This window comes from Geodermatophilus bullaregiensis (assembly GCF_016907675.1).
Lineage (GTDB): Bacteria > Actinomycetota > Actinomycetes > Mycobacteriales > Geodermatophilaceae > Geodermatophilus > Geodermatophilus bullaregiensis.
This window is the reverse complement of record NZ_JAFBCJ010000001.1, coordinates 4,489,915-4,508,526: the sequence shown is the minus strand read 5'-3', so window position 1 is coordinate 4,508,526 and position 18,612 is coordinate 4,489,915. Positions and strand designations below refer to the sequence as shown.

At 74.7% G+C, this 18,612-nt stretch carries 18 protein-coding genes; 10 read left to right on the top strand and 8 right to left on the bottom strand.

What is annotated here, in order from left to right:
- Positions 1-41 precede the first annotated feature (41 nt).
- The 5 genes from JOD57_RS21675 to JOD57_RS21655 all read left to right on the top strand — a co-directional run bounded on the left by JOD57_RS21675 (position 42) and on the right by JOD57_RS21655 (position 4,184).
- The gene (locus tag JOD57_RS21675; protein ID WP_204693906.1) at positions 42-275 is read left to right on the top strand and encodes a hypothetical protein; all 234 of its coding nucleotides are present in this window, start codon (positions 42-44) and stop codon (positions 273-275) included.
- The gene (locus JOD57_RS21670; protein WP_239568719.1) at positions 272-622 is read left to right on the top strand and encodes a DUF8691 family protein; all 351 of its coding nucleotides are present in this window, start codon (positions 272-274) and stop codon (positions 620-622) included. The genes JOD57_RS21675 and JOD57_RS21670 overlap by 4 nt, the downstream gene beginning before the upstream one ends.
- Positions 623-1,034: 412 nt before the next feature.
- Complete coding sequence (locus JOD57_RS21665; RefSeq protein ID WP_204693905.1) at positions 1,035-2,315, top strand: ABC transporter substrate-binding protein; 1,281 nt, start codon at positions 1,035-1,037, stop codon at positions 2,313-2,315.
- 40 nt (positions 2,316-2,355) lie between these two features.
- Complete coding sequence (locus JOD57_RS21660; protein ID WP_204693904.1) at positions 2,356-3,342, top strand: carbohydrate ABC transporter permease; 987 nt, start codon at positions 2,356-2,358, stop codon at positions 3,340-3,342.
- On the top strand, positions 3,339-4,184 hold the full coding sequence (locus tag JOD57_RS21655) for a carbohydrate ABC transporter permease (protein ID WP_204693903.1): 846 nt from the start codon (positions 3,339-3,341) through the stop codon (positions 4,182-4,184). Before JOD57_RS21660 ends, JOD57_RS21655 begins: the two co-directional genes overlap by 4 nt.
- A gap of 517 nt (positions 4,185-4,701) precedes the next feature.
- Here JOD57_RS21655 and JOD57_RS21650 read toward each other — a convergent pair.
- The gene (locus JOD57_RS21650) at positions 4,702-6,405 is read right to left on the bottom strand and encodes a S8 family peptidase (RefSeq protein WP_307824853.1); all 1,704 of its coding nucleotides are present in this window, start codon (positions 6,403-6,405) and stop codon (positions 4,702-4,704) included.
- A 241-nt stretch (positions 6,406-6,646) separates the two neighbouring features.
- On the bottom strand, positions 6,647-6,871 hold the full coding sequence (locus tag JOD57_RS21645; protein WP_204693901.1) for a hypothetical protein: 225 nt from the start codon (positions 6,869-6,871) through the stop codon (positions 6,647-6,649).
- A gap of 326 nt (positions 6,872-7,197) precedes the next feature.
- On the opposite strand from JOD57_RS21645, the gene JOD57_RS21640 reads away from it, so the two are divergent.
- Positions 7,198-9,201 (top strand): transglycosylase domain-containing protein, encoded by a 2,004-nt coding sequence (locus tag JOD57_RS21640; RefSeq protein ID WP_307824852.1) that lies wholly within the window; start codon positions 7,198-7,200, stop codon positions 9,199-9,201.
- Between the two features lie 651 nt (positions 9,202-9,852).
- On the opposite strand, the gene JOD57_RS21635 is transcribed toward JOD57_RS21640, so the two are convergent.
- Positions 9,853-10,569 (bottom strand): DUF4383 domain-containing protein, encoded by a 717-nt coding sequence (locus JOD57_RS21635; RefSeq protein ID WP_204693899.1) that lies wholly within the window; start codon positions 10,567-10,569, stop codon positions 9,853-9,855.
- Positions 10,570-10,800: 231 nt separating this feature from the next.
- On the opposite strand from JOD57_RS21635, the gene JOD57_RS21630 reads away from it, so the two are divergent.
- Complete coding sequence (locus tag JOD57_RS21630; protein WP_307824851.1) at positions 10,801-12,597, top strand: GmrSD restriction endonuclease domain-containing protein; 1,797 nt, start codon at positions 10,801-10,803, stop codon at positions 12,595-12,597.
- Positions 12,598-12,812: 215 nt separating this feature from the next.
- Positions 12,813-13,016: a cold-shock protein gene (locus JOD57_RS21625; protein WP_073420333.1), complete on the top strand. Its 204-nt coding sequence runs from the start codon at positions 12,813-12,815 to the stop codon at positions 13,014-13,016.
- Between the two features lie 84 nt (positions 13,017-13,100).
- On the opposite strand, the gene JOD57_RS21620 is transcribed toward JOD57_RS21625, so the two are convergent.
- Positions 13,101-13,562 (bottom strand): hypothetical protein, encoded by a 462-nt coding sequence (locus tag JOD57_RS21620; protein ID WP_204693898.1) that lies wholly within the window; start codon positions 13,560-13,562, stop codon positions 13,101-13,103.
- Between the two features lie 75 nt (positions 13,563-13,637).
- Here JOD57_RS21620 and msrB point away from each other — a divergent pair, with 75 nt between their 5' ends.
- Entirely contained in the window at positions 13,638-14,057 is a 420-nt protein-coding gene (gene msrB / locus JOD57_RS21615) for a peptide-methionine (R)-S-oxide reductase MsrB (protein WP_204693897.1), read from the top strand.
- A 108-nt stretch (positions 14,058-14,165) separates the two neighbouring features.
- Here the strand turns inward: msrB and hemQ are convergent, their stop codons facing one another.
- Genes hemQ through hemE form a run of 4 tightly spaced genes read right to left on the bottom strand, consistent with a single transcriptional unit; the run spans position 14,166 to position 17,811 of the window.
- The gene (hemQ, locus tag JOD57_RS21610; RefSeq protein WP_204693896.1) at positions 14,166-14,894 is read right to left on the bottom strand and encodes a hydrogen peroxide-dependent heme synthase; all 729 of its coding nucleotides are present in this window, start codon (positions 14,892-14,894) and stop codon (positions 14,166-14,168) included.
- Between the two features lie 7 nt (positions 14,895-14,901).
- Entirely contained in the window at positions 14,902-15,366 is a 465-nt protein-coding gene (locus JOD57_RS21605) for a hypothetical protein (protein ID WP_204693895.1), read from the bottom strand.
- Between the two features lie 25 nt (positions 15,367-15,391).
- Complete coding sequence (hemG, locus tag JOD57_RS21600) at positions 15,392-16,759, bottom strand: protoporphyrinogen oxidase (protein WP_204693894.1); 1,368 nt, start codon at positions 16,757-16,759, stop codon at positions 15,392-15,394.
- Positions 16,756-17,811, bottom strand: coding sequence for a uroporphyrinogen decarboxylase (gene hemE, locus JOD57_RS21595; protein WP_204693893.1), 1,056 nt, complete (start codon positions 17,809-17,811; stop codon positions 16,756-16,758). Before hemE ends, hemG begins: the two co-directional genes overlap by 4 nt.
- 103 nt (positions 17,812-17,914) lie before the next feature.
- On the opposite strand from hemE, the gene JOD57_RS21590 reads away from it, so the two are divergent.
- The gene (locus tag JOD57_RS21590; RefSeq protein ID WP_307824850.1) at positions 17,915-18,544 is read left to right on the top strand and encodes a DUF3000 domain-containing protein; all 630 of its coding nucleotides are present in this window, start codon (positions 17,915-17,917) and stop codon (positions 18,542-18,544) included.
- Positions 18,545-18,612: the final 68 nt, after the last annotated feature.

Below are 18,612 nucleotides of genomic sequence, written 5' to 3'. Positions count from 1 at the left end.
GCCGGTCCCGGCCCGCACGGCACGGCCGCGTCGGCCGTCTCGTGATCGCGGCGGGGCTCGCGGTCGCCGGGTCGGCGCTGTGGCTGACCCTCGTCCACGAGACGCAGTCCGGCACCGAGGAGCTGCGCCACGTCCTCCGGCTCGTGTTCGCCTCTGCGATGGGCGCCACCCTGCTGCGCGGCATCAGCGCGATCCGCCGCCGCGCCCGCCGGCGCACCCGCCCGCACCCAGGCACCACCACGATCCACGGCGCGCCCGCGGGAGCACCGACATGACCAGCCCCACGTCGAGCCCCGCCGGCCCGGGCCAGGCGCGGCCGACGGCGACCGGCCCCGCGACCTACGAGATCCGGGTCGCGGGCCACCTCGACGACCACTGGGCCGCCACCTTCGACGACCTCACCCTGGTCCGTCTCGACGACGGCACCACCAGCCTGACCGGGCCGGTCGTCGACCAGGCACGACTGCACGGTGTCCTCGCCCGGATCCGCGACCTCGGCGTCCCGCTGCTGACGCTGCGCACCCTCGATCGCGCCGGTACGCCGGCCGGGACCGAGTCCCGGGACCCGGCCGGGAGTCGGAGCACCCAGTGCTCGCGCCCGGGATGGGCCCCGGGCGCCTGACCCTGCGGCCCGCGGTCACAGTGCACGCCGTCGACGTGCGGGCGTACCGGCAGCTCCGCTGCGGGACCCACCAGGAACGCAGTCCGGTCGCGGTCGTCCTCGCCGTCGAGGACCACGAGCCCCTGATGGAGACCTGGAGATCCTGTCCGACACCCAGCCCTCTCCGACACCCGGCAGGCCGAGGAGGCGGTGTCCGGCGGCGAGGTCTTCGACGACCAGGTCCTCGTCGAGGTCGTGTGCACCTCGCACCGCGCCGACGTCCACGGCTGACGGTCCCCGGGTCCGGCACCCCTGCCGGTCAGCGGCGCACGACGGATGTGGTCGTCTCCTTGACGTTGCGTCCTGCCCGGACGGACGATGCGCGCTCCGTGCAACACACGGTTCACACGGCGTCGTCGAAGGGTCCTCACTCGTGCGCGCATCCTCGAAGGTCCTGCTGGGTTCGACGGTGTGCCTGCTGGCGACGGCGTGCACGGGGCAGACGGCGTCGTCCGGGGACGGCGGCGACGGCGGGGGCGGTGGTGCCGGCACGGTGCGGTACCTGGTCGAGCAGCTCGAGGACGCCGACGAGCTGAGCCGGCTCGAGGAGCACCTCGCCGACTTCGAGGAGTCCTCGGGCATCGACGTCGAGGTGCAGCAGCTCGACGTCGACACCCTGCGCACCGTGTTGCAGACCCGGCTGCGCTCCGAGGACGGCCCGGACGTCATCAGCTTCGGCTCGGGTCCGAGCTTCGGCGGGGCCCTGGCCGAGGCAGGGCTGCTCTACGACCTCACCGACGCCTACGAGGAGAACGGCTGGGAGGTCTACGACTTCGCCAAGGAGCGGGTCACCTACGACGGCAGCGTCTACGGCATCCCCGGTGAGATGGAGACCATCGGGCTCTTCTACAACACCGAGGTGCTCGCCGACCTGGGCATCGACCCACCACGGACGCTCGACGACCTCCGCGCCGCCTGCCAGACCCTCAGCGAGGCCGGCGTGGTCCCCATGGCCTTCGGTGACCAGGAGGGCTGGCCGGGCAGCCACCTGCTGAGCATGGCGCTGTCCAGCGCCGTGGGCGCCGAGGGCATGGAGGCGCTGCTCTCCGGCGAGCGGTCCTGGGACTCCCCTGAGGTCGTCGACGCGCTGACCTTCTGGCAGCAGGCCAACGAGAACGGCTGGCTGGGGGAGTCGCCGGTGTCGGTCGACTACGACACGATGACGGCGCAGTACATCTCCGGCGACGCGGCGATGATCCCCAACGGCTCCTGGTTCATCAACGACCTGGCCATCGCCGCCGACTTCGAGTCCGGTTACGTGCCCTTCCCGGCGCCGGACGGCGAGGGCCTGTTCGCCGCCGGCCTGGGCTCGGGCCCGATGGTCGCGGCCAACACCGACGACCCCGAGAGCGCGATCGAGCTGCTGGACTTCCTCGCCTCCGAGGAGCACGGCCAGTGGTCGGTGGAGACCCTGAAGACCATCCCGCCGCGGCCCGTGGACACCGGGGGGCTCGAGGTCGACCCGCTGCTGACCCAGGTGCTCGACGACGTCTCCGCGCTGTCCGAGGGCGGCGGCCAGCTCGGCTACAACATCGACGTCCTCATGCCCGAGGCCTTCAACGAGGCGATGTTCGACGGCGTCCAGGCGGTGCTCACCGGCCAGTCGACACCGGCCGAGGTGGCGGCCTCGCTGCAGGCGGCGTCGCAGCAGTGAGCCACGGCGTCCTCGGCGCCGTCCGCGGCCGGGTGCCGGCGTGACCGCGGCGCCTGCTCCGACCACGACGCCGCTGCCCTCGCCGGAGAAGCCGCGCCGGCGGGGGCGCCGCCCGGCGCGGTCCGGTGTCTCCCGGACCACCCGCCGGCAGCAGGCGCGCCTCGGCGCGCTGCTCGTGGCGCCGGCCGTCGTGCTGATGCTGGTCTTCCTCGTCTTCCCGGTGCTCAACTCCGTCTACTACGTCTTCGTCGACTTCGACGGCCTGGACACCACGCCGCCCTGGGTGGGGCTGGGCAACCTCACCGAGCTGGCACGGGACCCGCAGGTGTGGGCTGCCGCGAGGAACAACCTCCTCTGGATCGTCGCGGGCACCATCGGGCCGCTCGTGATCGGCCTCGGGCTCGCCCTGCTGCTGTGGGGGGTGCGGCGCGGCTCGACCTTCTACCGCGTCGTCTTCTTCCTGCCCTACGTGCTGCCCCAGGTGGCGGTCGGCGTGGTGTGGGGGTGGATCTACGCGCCGACCCGCGGCTGGCTGAACCGCGGGCTCGAGGCGGTGGGGCTCGACGGGCTGACCCGGGGCTGGCTGGGCGACCCGGGCACCGCGCTGTACGCGGTGCTCGGCACCGCGATCTGGACCGCCACCGGGTTCGTCTTCGTGATCATCCTGTCGGCGCTGCGCAACGTCGACACCCAGCAGGTCGAGGCAGCGGTGCTCGACGGCGCGGGCTACCTGCAGCGGCTGCGGCACGTGGTGCTGCCGCAGATCATGCCCGTGTTCCTCATGGTCACCGCGCTCACGCTGATCGGCGGCTTCGCCGTCTTCGACATCGTCTTCGTGATGACCGGAGGCGGTCCGGCGAACGCCACGGAGGTCCTCGGCACCTACGCCTACAGCAACGCCTTCCAGCTCAGCCGGATCAGCTACGGCACGACCCTCGCCCTGGTGGTGACGGCTCTCGCCGTGCCGGTGGCGGTGTGGCTCGACCGGCTGCAGCGGCGGGCCTCGATCGAGGAGCGGGGAGCGTGAACCGGCCGAGGCGGGCACACGCGCCCGGCCGGCCCGGAGTCGGGCGCCACCTGGCGCTCGGGCTGCTCGCCCTGCTGACGGTGTTCCCCGTGGTCCTCGTCGTGTCCACGACCCTGAAGAGCACCCAGGACGTGCGGGCGAACCCGTTCGGCCTGTTCAGCTCCTTCTCGCTGGAGAACCTCGAGACCGCCTGGACGGTCGGCGACTTCGACGAGTACCTCCTCAACAGCATCCTGCTCAGCGTCCCCAGCACGGTGATCGTCGTCGTCCTGTCGACCATGGCGGGCTACGCGTTCGCCCGGCTGCCGTTCCCCGGCCGGACCGTGGCGTTCTACGTGGTGGTCTTCGGGCTGCTGGTGCCGTTCTTCGCCTACATGGTCCCGCTGTACTTCCAGATGCGGTCCATGGGTCTGCTGGACAGCCTGGTCGGGGTCAACCTGGTGCTGGCCACCACGCAGCTGTCGTTCGGCGCCTGGTTCATGCGGGCCTTCTTCTCCGACCTGCCGGCCGAACTGGAGCAGGCAGCCCGGATGGACGGCGCCAGCGAGTGGCAGCTGTTCGTGCGCATCATGGTGCCGCTGGTGACCTCCGGGATGGGCGCGCTGGCCGTGTTCACCTTCCTGCAGCAGTGGAACAACTTCCTGGTGCCGCTGCTCTACATGCCCGGCGGGGAGTACCGCCCGCTGACCCTGGGCCTGTACCTGTTCATCGGCGGGCGGTCGGTCGACATCGGCCCGCTCGCGGCCGGCACGCTCATCACGATCCTCCCGGTGGTCGTGCTGTACGTCGTCCTGCAGCGTCAGGTCACCCAGGGCTTCCTGTCCGGAGCCGTCAAGGGCTGAGGCGCCCGCACCGGGCCGCCGGGAACCGCCCCGGTGGGTGCAGCGCGTGCCCCCCCGGTGGTCCCGCGGCGGGGTGGTGCGCCGCCACCCGGGTGGTGGCGACCCTCTGGTCAGCCCTCCGGGCCCAGACACCAGACCGCCGCCGCGCAGCAGGCGCTCGCGGAGGCCCGGGCCGTCGTCCGGGACGACCCGGTCCTGCCGCTGTTCGTGGCGAGACTGGCCGCGACCGAGCGGCGGCCGGCCGGCCGGGGACCCCATCCGCTGCCCGGACCGATGGCGTGGTGGTCGAGGCACTGACCGATCGGAAAGAGCGGCCTGCGCGCCCTGACCGGCCCGGCCACGCAGCGTGAGGTCGGCGCCGACCCGTACCTCTCGATCAACACGGTCAAGGGCTACACGAGGAGCCTGTGCCGCAAGCTGGGCGTCACCCCCCGGCAGGACGCGGTGCAGCAGGCCCGGGAGCTCGGTCTCACCTGACGACGGCGGGGTCGTGCGGCGGGACCCGGCCGGCGTGCGGTCACCGACCCAGCACGGCCGCCTCGGCGTCGACGATGCCCTCGCCGTGGAGGCCGTTGACGTCGGTCGTGCCCTGGCACACGGCGTTCCAGTCCGGTGGCCGCTCCTCGTCGGTGTAGACCTCCACACCGCCTGCGGGACAGGCGTGGTCCTGCGCCGACCCGGCCAGCACGCGGGCGACCGTGCCCGGGTCGAGGGCGGGTCCCCGGTGACGGGTGGGGCGGCCCCCCTCCTCGATGACCAGCGCCGCCACGCCCGCGACGTGCGGCGCGGCCATCGACGTGCCCTGGAGGTAGGTGTAGAAGCCGCAGACGCCCTGCGGATCGCAGTACTCCACGGAGAACTCGTCGACCGGGTCGCCGTCCTCGTCGGCCAGCCCCTCGGCGACGGCCACGTCCAGCGGGTACGACGACAGGATCAGGTTGCCCGGCACCTGGTACTGCGGCGTCCCGACGAAGTCGCGGAACCAGCCGCCGGGAGCGGCGATCTCGACGTCCCCGAGCCCGTAGTCGGAGTAGTCCGCCTTGGTGGTCGACGGGCCCACCGCCGACACCGAGATCACCTGCGGTGCCTCGTTGGGCAGGTTCAGGCACGTGTTCGCGACCGTTCGCGGCCGGGCCGTGTCCGGCGGGTGGTCCGGGCTCGTCTCGTCGACGCGCGTCGGGGCCGCCAGGTCCTGGTGCCCGTTGCCCGCCGACCCGACGAGCGTGACCCCCCGCTGGTGGGCGTAGGCGACGGCGTCCAGCACCAGGTCGCGGACGAGCCGCTGCTGGGCGAGCTCCTCGTCGGTCACGGTGCCCTCGAGGTACTCCTCCCGCGAGGAGCAGTTGTACAGCCAGGGGTCGGTGTAGAAGCTCAGTGTGACGACGTCGAGCCCGGTGTCGCTCGCGTGGACGAGCGCCGCGACCGTCTCGTACAGGAAGAAGAAGCCCGAGTCCTGGCCGGCACGCAGGTTGACGAGGGTCGCCTCCGGCGCCACACCCGCGATCCCGAACCCGTTGTCGGCGCCGGCGACGATGCCGGCCACGTGTGTGCCGTGCCCGTTGTCGTCCACGTCGGCCGGGTCGACGCAGCTCGCCACCTCGCACGGGCCGTCGACCTCGGGGATGTCGGTGGTGAAGTTCCGCGACCGCTCGGCGTCGACGTTCGGGGCGAGGTCCGGGTGGCTCGCGTCGATCCCGGTGTCGATGATCCCGACGTCGACGCCCTTCCCCGTCGCCTCGCGGTGGGCGCCCTCGGGCGTCGCACCGATCATCTCCATGTCCCACTGGAGTCCGGCCAGCGGTTCGGCGTCGGGGCCTCCCGGGTGGTCCGGACGGCCGGGCCCGCCGGCTCCGCGCTCCCCCGCCGACGGCCGTTCCTCGGCGAAGCGGTGCGGCATGCCGGGACGAGCGGTGCCGACCGCGTGGTTGCGCGCCGCCCCGCCGATCCCGCCGCGCGCCCGCACCTCCTCGAGGAACGCGGCGTCGCCGGAGGAGACCAGGGCCATGCCGACCTGCGCGGTGACGCTCTCGACGGTCCCGCCGGCGGCCTGGATCGCGGCCGTCGCCCCTTCGGGTGTGCCGGTGAAGGAGACGACGTACTCCTGGTCGCCGGTGCTCGTCCCCTGCTGCGCGACCTGGACGTCCGGGGCCCCGGCCGCGGACGTCGACGTCGCGACCACCGCCGTGGCCGCGACGGTGAGGACCCCGAGTGTCCCGAGCACGCTGCGCTTCCCACACCGCTGCGACCACATGACGCATGCCTCCCGGGGCGTGCCCTGGGCCGGTACCGGCTGCCTGTCCACGGCCGCGCCCGCCCCGGGAGCACACCGAGTCGGGACCCCCGGTGTCGAGAGGGACGACCCCGTCGGCCCGATCCTCCGGGCCCGGACGGCGCCCGGTGTGCTGCCCACTGCCGCCGGCTGTCAGCCCCTCACCGGTGCACCGGCCCGGCCTTGCCCACGGTCACCCCTGCGGTCCGGTGGCGTCCGGCATGCCAGGCCGCTTGCCGTCGGGGTGGTCGTCGCCAGCCGGTACTCGGGTGACGTCGTCGGACATGCCGCCCTGCGCCGCCCGCGGTGACTGCTCGGGCGCCGCCCCGACCACGTCCTCCTGTGCGCGCTCCCCGGGGAGCCCCTCGTCCCCGCCACGATCGTTCGTCCCGCCGTAGGGACGGCCGGTCTCGGTCATCGCGACACTCCCTTCGTCGGAGTCCTGCTCGCTGTCTTGATATCCGCTACCGCTGCGCGCAACCGCTCAGCCGAGATCGCGCGGCTACGGCGTGGTCCTGCCGCCGTGGGCCACCCTCGAGCACCGGGTCGCACTCGGCGCCCTTGCGGCCGGTGGCGCCCGCGCGCAACCGGTTCTCGTGGAGTCGTCATCCGGACACGAGGCTTCACGGTTCCGCAACCTGCCTGCAACGCGTCGGGGAACCCGGGTCACGTAGGTTCCCGGCAATGTGGTCGTACAGACGTTCGCGGTCCGCCGTTCTGGGGAGGCTGGCATCGGCGGTGGTCGTGGCTGGAGCGCTGGTTGCCGCGATCGTGCTCCCGTGGGTGGGGGGCGCCGGTGTGCTGGTGCAGAACTCGGCGGGGCCGCCCAGCGAACTGCCGGTCGCGCTGACGGAGAGCGTGTCGGGGAACAGCCGGGTGCTGGCCGCCGACGGGTCACTGATCACGAGCTTCTACACCAACGACCGCACCCCGGTGCCCAGCGACCGGATCGCCGCGGTGGTGAAGCAGGCGTTGGTCGACATCGAGGACTCGCGCTTCCATCAGCACAACGGCCTCGACGTGCAGGGCACGCTGCGCGCCGCGGTGGCCAACGTCGCCGCCGGATCCGTGCAGGAGGGGGGCTCGACGCTCACCCAGCAGCTGGTCAAGCAGACTCTGCTGGAGACGGCGGACACCGCCGAGGACCGGCAGGCGGCGACCGAGCAGGACGGGCAGGCAGGTCTGGCCCGCAAGCTGCGCGAGGCCCGCCTCGCACTGGCCCTGGAGGAGATTCACTCCAAGGACGAGATCCTCACCCGCTACCTCAACACCGTGTACTTCGGGCAGGGCGCCTACGGCGTCCAGGCCGCCGCCCAGAAGTACTTCAGCGTCGACGCCGCCGACCTCACCCTCCCGCAGGCGGCGATGCTCGCCGGGCTGGTGCAGAGCCCGACCATCGACGACCCGATCACCAACCCCGACAACGCGCAGGCCCGCCGCAACCAGGTGCTGCAGCGGATGTACGCCCTGGGGCACGTCAGCGAGCGGGAGCTGATCGAGATCTCGGCCTCGCCGGTCGCCGTCGCACCGGGCGACGCATCACCCAACGGCTGCATCGACGCCTCCATCGGCGGGTTCTTCTGCGCTCATCTGCAGCAGTACCTGGTGCAGACCCTGGGGATCGACCAGGCGACGCTGGACGACGGCGGGCTGACCATCCGGACCACGCTGCGCCCGGACGTGCAGGCCGCCGGGGACCAGGCGGTGCTCAGCGTGCTGCCGATGGGCGATCCGCTGGCCGGCATGTACACCGCCGTGGAACCGGGGACCGGACACGTGCTGGCGATGAGCGTCAACCGCCGCTACGGCTGCGCCGGTGCCGACTGCGAGTCCGTCGTCCTCCACACCGCCTACAGCCAGGGCGCCGGTTCCACCTACAAGGTGTTCACCGCCGCCGCCGCGCTGGAACGCGGGATCCCCGCCGACCACACCCTGACCACGAGCAACCCCTACGTCTCCCGGGTCTACACGAACAACGGCCGGCCCTACGTCGTGCAGGCCTTCGCCGGCGCCGACAAGCGGACGATGACCATGGAGGAGGCGCTCTACACGTCCTCCAACCCCTACTTCATGGCGCTGCAGGACGAGTTGGGCAGCGTGGAGGGCCCGGTGCGCGTCGCCGAGCGGATGGGCATGCACTTCACCGCCTCCTCGGCGGACCAGATCATCGGCGGGAACCGCGGGTCGTTCACCCTCGGTGCCGAGGCCACCAGCCCGCTGGACCTGGCCAGCGCCTACGCCACGCTGGCCGCCGGCGGCACCCGGTGCGACCCGACGCCGGTCACCGCTGTTCTCGACCGCGACGGCGAGCCACTGACCGGCCCCGACGGACGGGTCGGCGGCGGGGACACCTGCACTGCCGGGGCCGTCTCACCCGCTGTGGCCAACACCCTCGCCCAGATGATGCGCAAGGACGTCGAACCGGGACACCCCGGCCAGACCGCCCCGGCCGCCTACGTCCCCGGCCACCAGATCGCCGGCAAGACCGGAACGACGCAGAACAACTTCTCGATCGCCTTCACCGGCTACACGCCGCAGTACTCCGCCAGCGTTATGGTGCTCAACCCCAAGACCAACCAGGACGTCGGCGGGCAGGGCGGTGGCATGGGCGCCACCATCTGGCACAACGCCATGTCTCCCGTCCTCACCGGCGCACCCATGGTCCCCTTTCCTCCAGCCGACCCGGTCCTCGCCGGCAGCACCGTCCCGGCCGACCCGCCGACCGCAGCGGCCACCACCCTCGACTGAGACACCGGCGGTGAGGCGACCGGTGCCGCGGCGACCGCGTGGCACTGGCACCACGCCCGACGACAGCGGTGAGGGCCGAGGCATCATCTCGAGGGGTGGCAGTCGGCAGCAGCGGCCGCGTCGACGACCCAGCGTGCGTACTCGGATCGGCACCATGGGCGACGCCGCCGGCGCGACATGTGGGGGGAGGCCCCGGGCGCTGCTGGCGGCGGGGGTCGTCGGGGTCCCCGGTGCGGTGGGTCGCTGAGGGTCTCGCACGGACCCCCGGGGGGCGCGGGTGCACGAGCCGTCGAGGTCCGTCCCGGACAGCGTCGGCGGCGCGCGTCGAGTCCTGCGCGACGTGCGGCGCAGATCTCGCGGTGCTGCGATTCCCCGGCAGGCCGGCGGAGGAGTGCTCCGCTCTCTGCCCCGTCCGCGCTGGCGCGGTGACCGGCGTCGGTACGACAGCCGTGTCGAGGCAGCCCGCGCCTCGCTCGCGGTCTCCGACGCCGTCCGAGCCGCGCAACTCCGAACCTCGAGGAGTGCGCGTGACTCCCGCCTGAGTCCGCCCCGGTGGGGACGTCGTGCGGCGGTGTCAGGGGTACGTCCCGTCGCTCCGGCCGCTGGCCGCTGATGGAATCGGTCGTCACACGGGTCCGCCGCGGCCCGGGCTCAGCCGCGGGAGCGCCGGGCGTCCTCGTCGAAGGACGTCCACACCCGCCGGCGGTCGGCCCGGCTGGTCACCTGCGCCATCGCGGCCACCCGGCGGCGCTGGTCGAAGGAGGCCACGTGCTGGACGACGGCGACCTCGGCGTCGCGCATCGCCCGCTCGACGGCGAACTCCGCCGGTGTCGACGGGTACCCGTCGTCCTCGTCGGCGTCCCCCTCGAACACGTGCGGGTGGGCGTAGGGGCTATCCGGCGGCAGGTGACCGCCGATGCGGCCGTAGGCGCCGAGCATCAGCAGCCACAGTCCGACGACGACGGAGAACGCGACGTTGCTGAACTCGAAGGCCAGGAAGTTGAAGCTCGTCCGCAGCACGGCCAGGTTGACCAGCGCGGAGAGCAGGAACAGCGAGCCGACGACGATCATCACGGTCGACGCGACGCGGGGACCGCGCGCGGCGGCCCCCAGGAGGACCAGCGCGACGACCACCGAGAGCAGCGAGAGCAGGCCGTTGGAGGACAGGCCGAAGATGCGCTCGCCGTCGGTGGAGAAGAAGTCGAGGCCGCCGGCGAAGCCGAGCAGGCCGAAGACGAGCAGGAACAGCGCCACGAGGACCGCGCCGATGCGCTGCACGGTGAACACGCGGGCGCCGATGCCGGGCCGTTCCCGGGGAGGGGCGGAGTCCGTCGTCGGACGGTGCGGGAGGTGGAGTCGCAGTGCCATGGTCAGCTCCGCAGGGAAGAGGTGGACCCATTCTGCGCCCCTTCCGGGCACCCGGATGCGGTCCGTGCGGCCTTTCTCGGCTGCTCCGTGGCCGCCCGGCGGGCGGGCGGCCGACGCGGTGGGTCCGGCCTCGTGCGTCCCACCCGCGCCACCCGTCCCGCGGGCCCCGGGCCGGCCACTGCCCTGCCGCACCATGGCGGAGACGCACCCGAGCTCATGGGGGAACCGCTCGTGCCTTCGCTGTCCGACCCTGCCGTCGCCGCGATCCTGACCCACCACCGGGAGCGGTCGCCGGGCACGCCGATGCGGTCGGTGGTCGCCAAGGCCGCGGCTCTCGGCTACGACGTCGTCCCGCCGCGCGCGGGCGACGGTGCGACCCACCTGCGGCTGGTCGCCACCGCGTCTTCCGGCAGGCGGACCACCCTCCACGTCGACGGCGCGAAGCTGACGTCGAGCGGGGAGGCCGACCGGGCCTTCGCCAGCGCGCTGCCCGGAGCGGTGCCGACGACGGTCGACGTGCAGTTCCCCTTCGCCGGCGCCGACCCGTTCGAGGTCCTGGTCGCCTTCTCCGGCCACGCCGGGCGGGCCGAGGCGGCCAGCCCGGTGCCGGCCGCCGACCCGGTCCCGACGACTCCCCCGCCGCCCGTGCAGCCGGCACCCGCGCCCGCCGGCCGGCCGGGCCGGGGCCGGCTGGTCCTCGCGGCCGTCACGACCGTGGTGCTGCTGCTCGTGGTCGTCGGGGCCGCCACGGGCGGGATCGGCGGCGGGCTGGTCATGGCCGGACTCGCCGGACTGCTCGTCGGCCTCGGTGCCGTGGTGGCCGGCCGGGCCCGGTGGGCGTTCATCGCGTCGCGTCGAGTGGGTGCCGGCGTCCTCGCCGCCGGTGTGGCCGCCTTCCTCGCCGGCGGCGTCACCCTGCCGCGGACCGAGCCGACCGCCGCCTCCTCCCCGGCGACCGGCACCCCGACACCGACGACCGACGGGGCGCGGGCGGCCGCCGGGTCGTCGGCCGCCGACGCCGCTGCCGAGGCGGCGCTCGCCGAGGCCGAGACCGACGAGTCGGCGGTGCCCGCCGTCGACTCGGCCACCGGCCTGCTGTCCGACGCCGCCACGGAGACCGCCGTCGCCGGCGCCGCCCCGACCTCCGCCCTGGCGGCCCTCGCCGCTCTCCCGGTGCAGGGCCGGGCGCCGCGCACCGGCTACGACCGCGACCTGTTCGGCAGCGGCTGGGTCGACACCGACCGCAACGGCTGCGACACCCGCAACGACGTCCTGGCCCGCGACCTCAGCGGTGAGACGTTCAGGCCGGGCACCCGCGGCTGCGTCGTCCTCACCGGCACCCTCGCCGACCCCTACTCCGGCCGCACCATCGCCTTCCAGCGCGGTCAGGGCACCAGCGACGACGTGCAGGTCGACCACGTCGTCGCGCTGTCCGACGCCTGGCAGAAGGGCGCCCAGCAGTGGGACGGCACCCGGCGCACCGCCTTCGCCAACGACCCGCTCAACCTGCTCGCCGTCGACGGCCCGCTGAACGCGCAGAAGGGCGACGGCGACGCCGCCACCTGGCTGCCGCCGAACCGCTCCCACCGCTGCGCCTACGTCGCACGGCAGGTCGCCGTGAAGGTCACCTACCGCCTCTGGACGACGGTCGCCGAGCGCAACGCCATGGCCACCGTGCTCACCACCTGCCGGGGCGAGCCGCTGCCCGGCGGCGTGGTCGCCGACCTCCCCGACGAGCCCGCGCCCCCGACGGCCGCTCCGTCGAGCGCCGCGCCGCGGTCGACGCCGGCCCGCCCGGTGCCGACGACCTCGCGCCCCGCGCCGGTGCCGCTGCCCGCGCCCGTCCCGGTTCCTGCCCCGACGCCCGCTCCGGCTCCCGCACCCGCACCGGCACCTGCACCGGTTCCCGGGGTGTCCTACGCCAACTGTTCCGAGGCCCGTGCGGCAGGAGCGGCACCCGTCCACGTCGGGGACCCCGGCTACGCCCGCCACCTCGACCGCGACGGCGACGGGGTCGGCTGCGAGTGAACACCGCCGACGGGGCGGGTCCGCGCCCCTCGTGACGGCGACCGGCCGTGATCAGGCCCGGTGATCCGGCCCGACAGCGGTCGCCGGACGCGCCGGTGGGACCCCGACTGCGCCCCGACCCCCCACGGAGCCGTCCGGGCCGCTAGGGTCGTCGTGTCGGGAAGGCCCTGCGCACTGGCAGGACCCCGATGCACCACCGCAGCTAGGAGCGAGCAATGCCCGAAGGAACAGTGAAGTGGTTCAACGCGGAGAAGGGGTTCGGCTTCGCCACCCCCGACGGTGGCGGACCGGACGTGTTCGTCCACTACTCGGCCATCCAGACCAGCGGCTACCGCTCGCTCGACGAGGGGCAGCGCATCTCGTTCGACGTCGAGCAGGGCCAGAAGGGTCCGCAGGCGGCGAACGTCACCCCGCTCTGACCGCCTGAGCCGTAGCAGCGCCCCCGTCCGGTCCGCCGGACGGGGGCGCTGTCGCGTCCGGGGGCGGAGGACCCGGCGCGGGGCTCAGCGTGCCCGGGGGACGTAGCCGCCGATGAGGGCGGACATCAGCAGCGCGCCGTCGTCCGGGCCGACGGCGACGGCGGCGTCGGAGAAGGCGCGCCACCGGGCCCGCTCGACGTCGCTCGGGGCGTTCGCCGCGCGCGCGGCCAGCTGCTCGAGCAGCCGCTCCCACTCACCCTGCGGCGTCGGCCACAGCCCGGCGAGCCGGCGGGCCTCGGGCGACACGCCGGTGAACCGGACGATCTCGCCGGAGTAGGTGGTGAGCACCTCGACGTAGCCGGCGTCGGTCAGCGCCCGCGCGGCGGCCAGCACGTCGGGCTTGGGCAGCCCACTGGCCGGCACGACCTGCCCGAGGTAGGGCGCTCCCCCGTGCCTCGGCTCGTCGACCAGCCGCGCGACGGCGCGCAGCACCGGCAGGTCGCGGCGGAACCAGGTGTCGGGCAGCGGGGCGTCGAGCGAGGTCACCGGCCCAGTCTCCCGCCCGCGCGGGCCGTCGTCCGCGGGCCCCTGGCGGTGGCGCCTCCGCCGTACCGTTGGGCCATGACGACGTCCGCACAGCAGCCGAAGGTGACCAGGTCCGACGAGGAGTGGCGGGCGCAGCTCTCGCCGCAGGAGTACGCCGTCCTGCGGCAGGCCGGCACCGAGCGCCCGTGGACCGGCGAGTACGTCGACACCAAGGCGGTCGGTGTCTACACCTGCCGGGCCTGCGGCGCCGAGCTGTTCCGGTCGGAGACGAAGTTCGACTCGCACTGCGGCTGGCCGTCGTTCTACGAGCCGTCGTCGGCGGACAACGTGGTGCTCCGGGAGGACCGGACCCTCGGGATGCTCCGCACCGAGGTCCTCTGCGGCACCTGCCACAGCCACCTCGGCCACGTCTTCGATGACGCGCCGCAGACGCCGACCGGCGACCGCTACTGCATCAACAGCGTCTCCATCCGCCTGGAGCCCGCCGGGGACTGAGGTCCACCGCGCCGTCCTCCCGCACCGCAGCGCGTCCTCCCGCACCGTGGGCGGTGAGGGAGGACGCGCCACGATCAGGTCACCTGATCACGGCCGCCGGCCGCGCCGTCAGGGCAGGTCGCGCACCAGCTCGGCGACGGGCTTGCGGGTGCCGGTGTAGAAGGGCACCTCCTCGCGCACGTGCCGGCGGGCGCGGCTGGCGCGCAGGTCGCGCATGAGGTCGACGATGCGGTGCAGCTCGTCGGCCTCGAAGGCGAGCATCCACTCGTAGTCGCCCAGGCCGAACGAGGCGACGGTGTTGGCGCGGACGTCGGGGTAGGGCCGCGCCTGCATCCCGTGCTCCTTGAGCATGTCCCGACGCTCCTCGTCGGGCAGCAGGTACCACTCGTAGGACCGCACGAAGGGGTAGACGCACAGGTAGCGGCGCGGCTCCTCGTCGGCGAGGAACGCCGGGACGTGGCTGCGGTTGAACTCCGCCGGCCGGTGCAGGGCCATCTGCGACCACACCGGCTCCAGGTGCCGCCCCAGTGCGGTGCGCCGCAGCCGCGTGTAGGCCTCCTGCAGCGCGTCGGGGGTCTCGGCGTGCCACCAGACCATGAGGTCGGCGTCGGCCCGCAGGCCGGAGACGTCGTAGGTCCCGCGGACGACGACGCCCTTGCCGGCCAGCTCCTCGAACAGCCCGGCGACCTCGTCGGCGGCGGCGGTGCGCTGGTCGTCCCCGAGCGGCACGGCGAGCTTGAACACCGACCACATCGTGTAGCGGATGAGGGCGTTGAGCTCGTTGGCCCGCTTGCCCACGCTGCGCTGCCCGGTCGACTGCTCCGTCTGCTCGCTCATGCCCTCATCATCCCGCGCCCGCGGCGGTCCGGCCGGGGGCTCGGCTGTGGCGCGGGCCGCAGGCCAGGGCGGCCAGGCCGAGGACGAGCGCGTCCTCGACCAGCGCCGCGGGCAGGGGGCCGGTGCGCGGCGCCGCCCACCCCCGCCACCGGGCGCCGGCCAGCGTCCCCGCCGCCGCGCCGGCCACCGCGGCGAGCACCGGCAGCACCGGACCCCCGGCACCGCGCCCGGCGAGCAGCGCGCCGCCGGCCGCACCGGAGGCCAGCCGGACGGCGACGCTCGGCGGGATGGTCCGCGACGGGGTGCCCGGCAGCTTGTCGGCGACCAGCTCACCGGCGACGGCGGCGACCGCGGCCAGCCGCACCGGCCACCGCCGCGTCGAGGAGAGCACGGGACCGGCCACGCCGAGCGCGCTGCGGCCCCCGGTGGCCGTCCCGAGCAGCGCGGCCCGCAGGACCGGGGAGGTGGTCACGGGCACCAGCCTGTCACCCGGCCGCTCAGGCCAGGGCGTCCACCGCGCGGCGGGCGCTGCGGATGCACGCGGGCACGCCGACGCCGTCGTAGGCCGCCCCGGCGACCGCCAGCCCCGGCACCGCGGCGACGGCGTCGCGGACGGCCACCACCCGCTGCGGGTGGCCGACCAGGTACTGCGGCAGCCCGCCGCCCCAGCGCACCAGGGAGGCCTGCAGCGGCTCCCGGCGCTCCAGGTCGAGCAGGTCGGCGACGTCGGCCACGACCGCGGCGGTGAGATCGTCGTCGTCCCGCTGCAGCTGCACCTCGTCGCCGTAGCGGCCCACCGACGCGCGCACCCGCAGCAGGCCGCCGCCGGACAGGTGCGGCCACTTCGACGACGACACGGTGACGCCCTTGACCAGCCGGCCGGTCACCGGCGGCACGAGCAGGCCGGAGCCGGCGGCCACCGCCTGCGCCGGGAAGGCCATGGCCACGACCGCCATCGACGCGTACGGGATCCCGCGCAGCGGCTCGACCGCGTCGGGGGCGACGCCGGCCAGCAGCCGGGCGGACTTCCCGGCCGGCGCGGCGACGACGACGGCGTCGGCCTCGACCACCTCCGGCGCGGCGACCGGGCCGGCGGCGACCTCGAGACGGCCACCGGCGCGGCGGACCGCGTGCGCCGGGGTGCGCAGCCGGACGACGGCGCCCGACGCCTCGACCAGCGCCTGCGGCAGCGACCCCAGCCCGCCGTCGACGGTGACGAACACCGGCCCGTCGGCGTCGCCGCGGCTGCGCGCACCGGCGTCCCGCGCGGCGAGCGCGGCGGCCAGCACCGAGTCGGTGCGCGCCAGCTGCGCGGCCAGCGCCGGCATGGTCGCGGCCAGGGAGAGGTCGTCGGGCCGGCCGGCGTAGACCCCGCCGAGCAGCGGCTCGACCAGCCGGTCGACGACCTCGTCGCCCAGCCGGGTGCGCAGCAGCCGGCCGACCGAGACGTCACCCTCCAGGCGCAGCGGCGGCAGGTCGGCCTCGGCGCGCACCCGCGCGACGCCGTCGGGGGTGAGCACACCGGCGAGCCCGTCGGCCGACGTCGGCACGCCCTGCACGGTGCCCGGCGGGAGCGGGTGCCGGCCGTCGGGCAGCACGATCGAGGCCTGCGTCGTCGCGGGCGCGACCAGCCGGTCGCCCAGACCGAGCGCCTCGACGAGCTGCACCGCCTCCGGCACCCGGGCGAGCACCGCCTCCGGCCCGGTGTCGTACCACTGCCCGGCGAGCTCCAGCCGGTCGATCTTGCCGCCGACCCGGCCGCCGGCCTCCAGGACGACGACCTCGTCGCCGGGCCGGCGCCGGGACCACTCGAACGCGGCGGTGAGCCCGGCGATCCCGGCGCCGACGACGACCAGGCGGCTCATCGCGAGGAGAGCTCGTGCACCAGGTCCACGACGTGGGTGAGGGCCCCCGGGTCGGTCTCGGGCAGCACCCCGTGGCCGAGGTTGAACACGTGCCCCCGCGCGGCGCGGCCCTCCGCGACCACCCGCCGGACCTCGCGGTCGACGGTCGCCCGGTCGGCCAGCAGGACGGCGGGGTCGAGGTTGCCCTGCAGCGACCGCGAGGGGCCGACCCGGCGGGCGGCCTCGTCCAGCGGCACCCGCCAGTCGACCCCGACGACGTCGGCCCCCGCGTCGCCGATCAGCGCGAGCAGCTCCCCGGTGCCGACGCCGAAGTGGACGCGCGGCACGTCGCGGTCGCCCAGGCCGTCGAACACCGCGCGCGAGTGCGGCAGCACCCGGGTGGCGTAGTCGGCGGCCGAGAGCACGCCGGCCCAGGAGTCGAACAGCTGCACCGCCGAGGCACCGGCGTCGATCTGCGTGCGCAGGAAGGTCGCCGCCGAGACCGCCAGCCGGTCGAGCAGCCGGGTCCAGGCCTCCGGCTCGGCGTACATGAAGGCCTTGGTGCGGGCGTGCTCCTTGGACGGGCCGCCCTCGATCAGGTAGGTGGCCAGGGTGAACGGTGCCCCGGCGAAGCCGATCAGTGGCGTGGGCCCGAGCTCGGCGACCAGCCGGCGCACCGCCGTCGCCAGGAAGTCCAGCCGGTCGGGCTCCAGACCGGGCAGCGCGTCGACGTCGGCGACCGTGCGCACCGGGTCGGCCACCACCGGGCCGACGCCGGGCTTGATCTCGATGTCGACCCCGGCGACCACCAGCGGCAGCACGATGTCGGAGAACAGGATCGCCGCGTCCACGCCGTGCCGCCGGACCGGCTGGAGGGTGATCTCGGTGACCAGGTCCGGGTCCTGGCAGGCCTGCAGCATCGCCGTCCCGGCGCGCAGCGCCCGGTACTCCGGCAGCGACCGGCCGGCCTGGCGCATGAACCACACCGGCGTCCGGTCGACCGGCAGGCCGCGCGCGGCCCGGACCAGGTCCGAGTCGGCGGGGGACGGAGCGGGGGCGGCAGCGGCGGTCACGACGGTCGATCCTCCCAGACCGGGCAGGACCCGGCCGCCGAGCGGGGACGCCGGCTGCGGCGCGTCCGCGACAGACCGGGCCCGTGCCCCCTACCCTGCGAGCGTGGAGCCACGCAGCCTGGGCGGTCCTCCGGACGCCGCCGGCGCACGGCCGGTCGACGACCGTCCGGAGGACTTCGTGGCCGCCCTCGAGTCGCTGGCCTCGCTGCGGGTGCGCCCGGAGATCGCGGTCGAGCAGATCCCCGCACCCCAGCGGCTGGCCCCCTTCGCCTACGCCCTGGGCGCGCGCATCAGCGAGCTCGACGGCGACGAGGAGGTCGAGGTCGCCAACGGCCGGTTCATCGTCCTGTACGACCCGGCCGGCCACGAGGCGTGGGCGGGCACCACCCGCTGCGTCGGCTACCTCTCCGCCACCACCGACGAGCACATGGTCGACGACGCGATGTTCTCCGAGGTCGCCTGGAGCTGGCTGACCGAGGCCCTCACCGCGTGCGGCGCCCCGTGCCACGCGCTGGGCGGCACGGTCACCCGCACCGCCTCCACCCGCTTCGGTGACCTGGCCGGGCCGGAGCACTCGATCGACGTGGAGATCCGGGCCTCCTGGACGGCGGAGGACACCGCGCTCGACCGGCACCTCGACGCCTGGCTGGAGGTGCTCGGCAACGCCGCCGGCCTGCCGCCGCCGGGGGTGGCGATGCTGGGCCCCTCCGGCACGGTCGACGACGGCAACTAACATCGGAGGGGCGGGGGCACTCCCCCGGGTCCCCGCCGGCCGGCTCGTACCGCCCGGAGGCCGGGGGA

What these genes read in the sequence shown, in the direction of transcription:
- JOD57_RS21645 (WP_204693901.1), bottom strand. Translation starts at nt 6,871, where the DNA reads ATGACCGAGACCGGCCGTCCCTACGGCGGGACGAACGATCGTGGCGGG.
- JOD57_RS21670 (WP_239568719.1), top strand. Translation starts at nt 272, where the DNA reads ATGACCAGCCCCACGTCGAGCCCCGCCGGCCCGGGCCAGGCGCGGCCG.
- hemG (WP_204693894.1), bottom strand. Translation starts at nt 16,759, where the DNA reads ATGAGCCGCCTGGTCGTCGTCGGCGCCGGGATCGCCGGGCTCACCGCC.
- msrB (WP_204693897.1), top strand. Translation starts at nt 13,638, where the DNA reads ATGACGACGTCCGCACAGCAGCCGAAGGTGACCAGGTCCGACGAGGAG.
- hemQ (WP_204693896.1), bottom strand. Translation starts at nt 14,894, where the DNA reads ATGAGCGAGCAGACGGAGCAGTCGACCGGGCAGCGCAGCGTGGGCAAG.
- JOD57_RS21625 (WP_073420333.1), top strand. Translation starts at nt 12,813, where the DNA reads ATGCCCGAAGGAACAGTGAAGTGGTTCAACGCGGAGAAGGGGTTCGGC.
- JOD57_RS21635 (WP_204693899.1), bottom strand. Translation starts at nt 10,569, where the DNA reads ATGGCACTGCGACTCCACCTCCCGCACCGTCCGACGACGGACTCCGCC.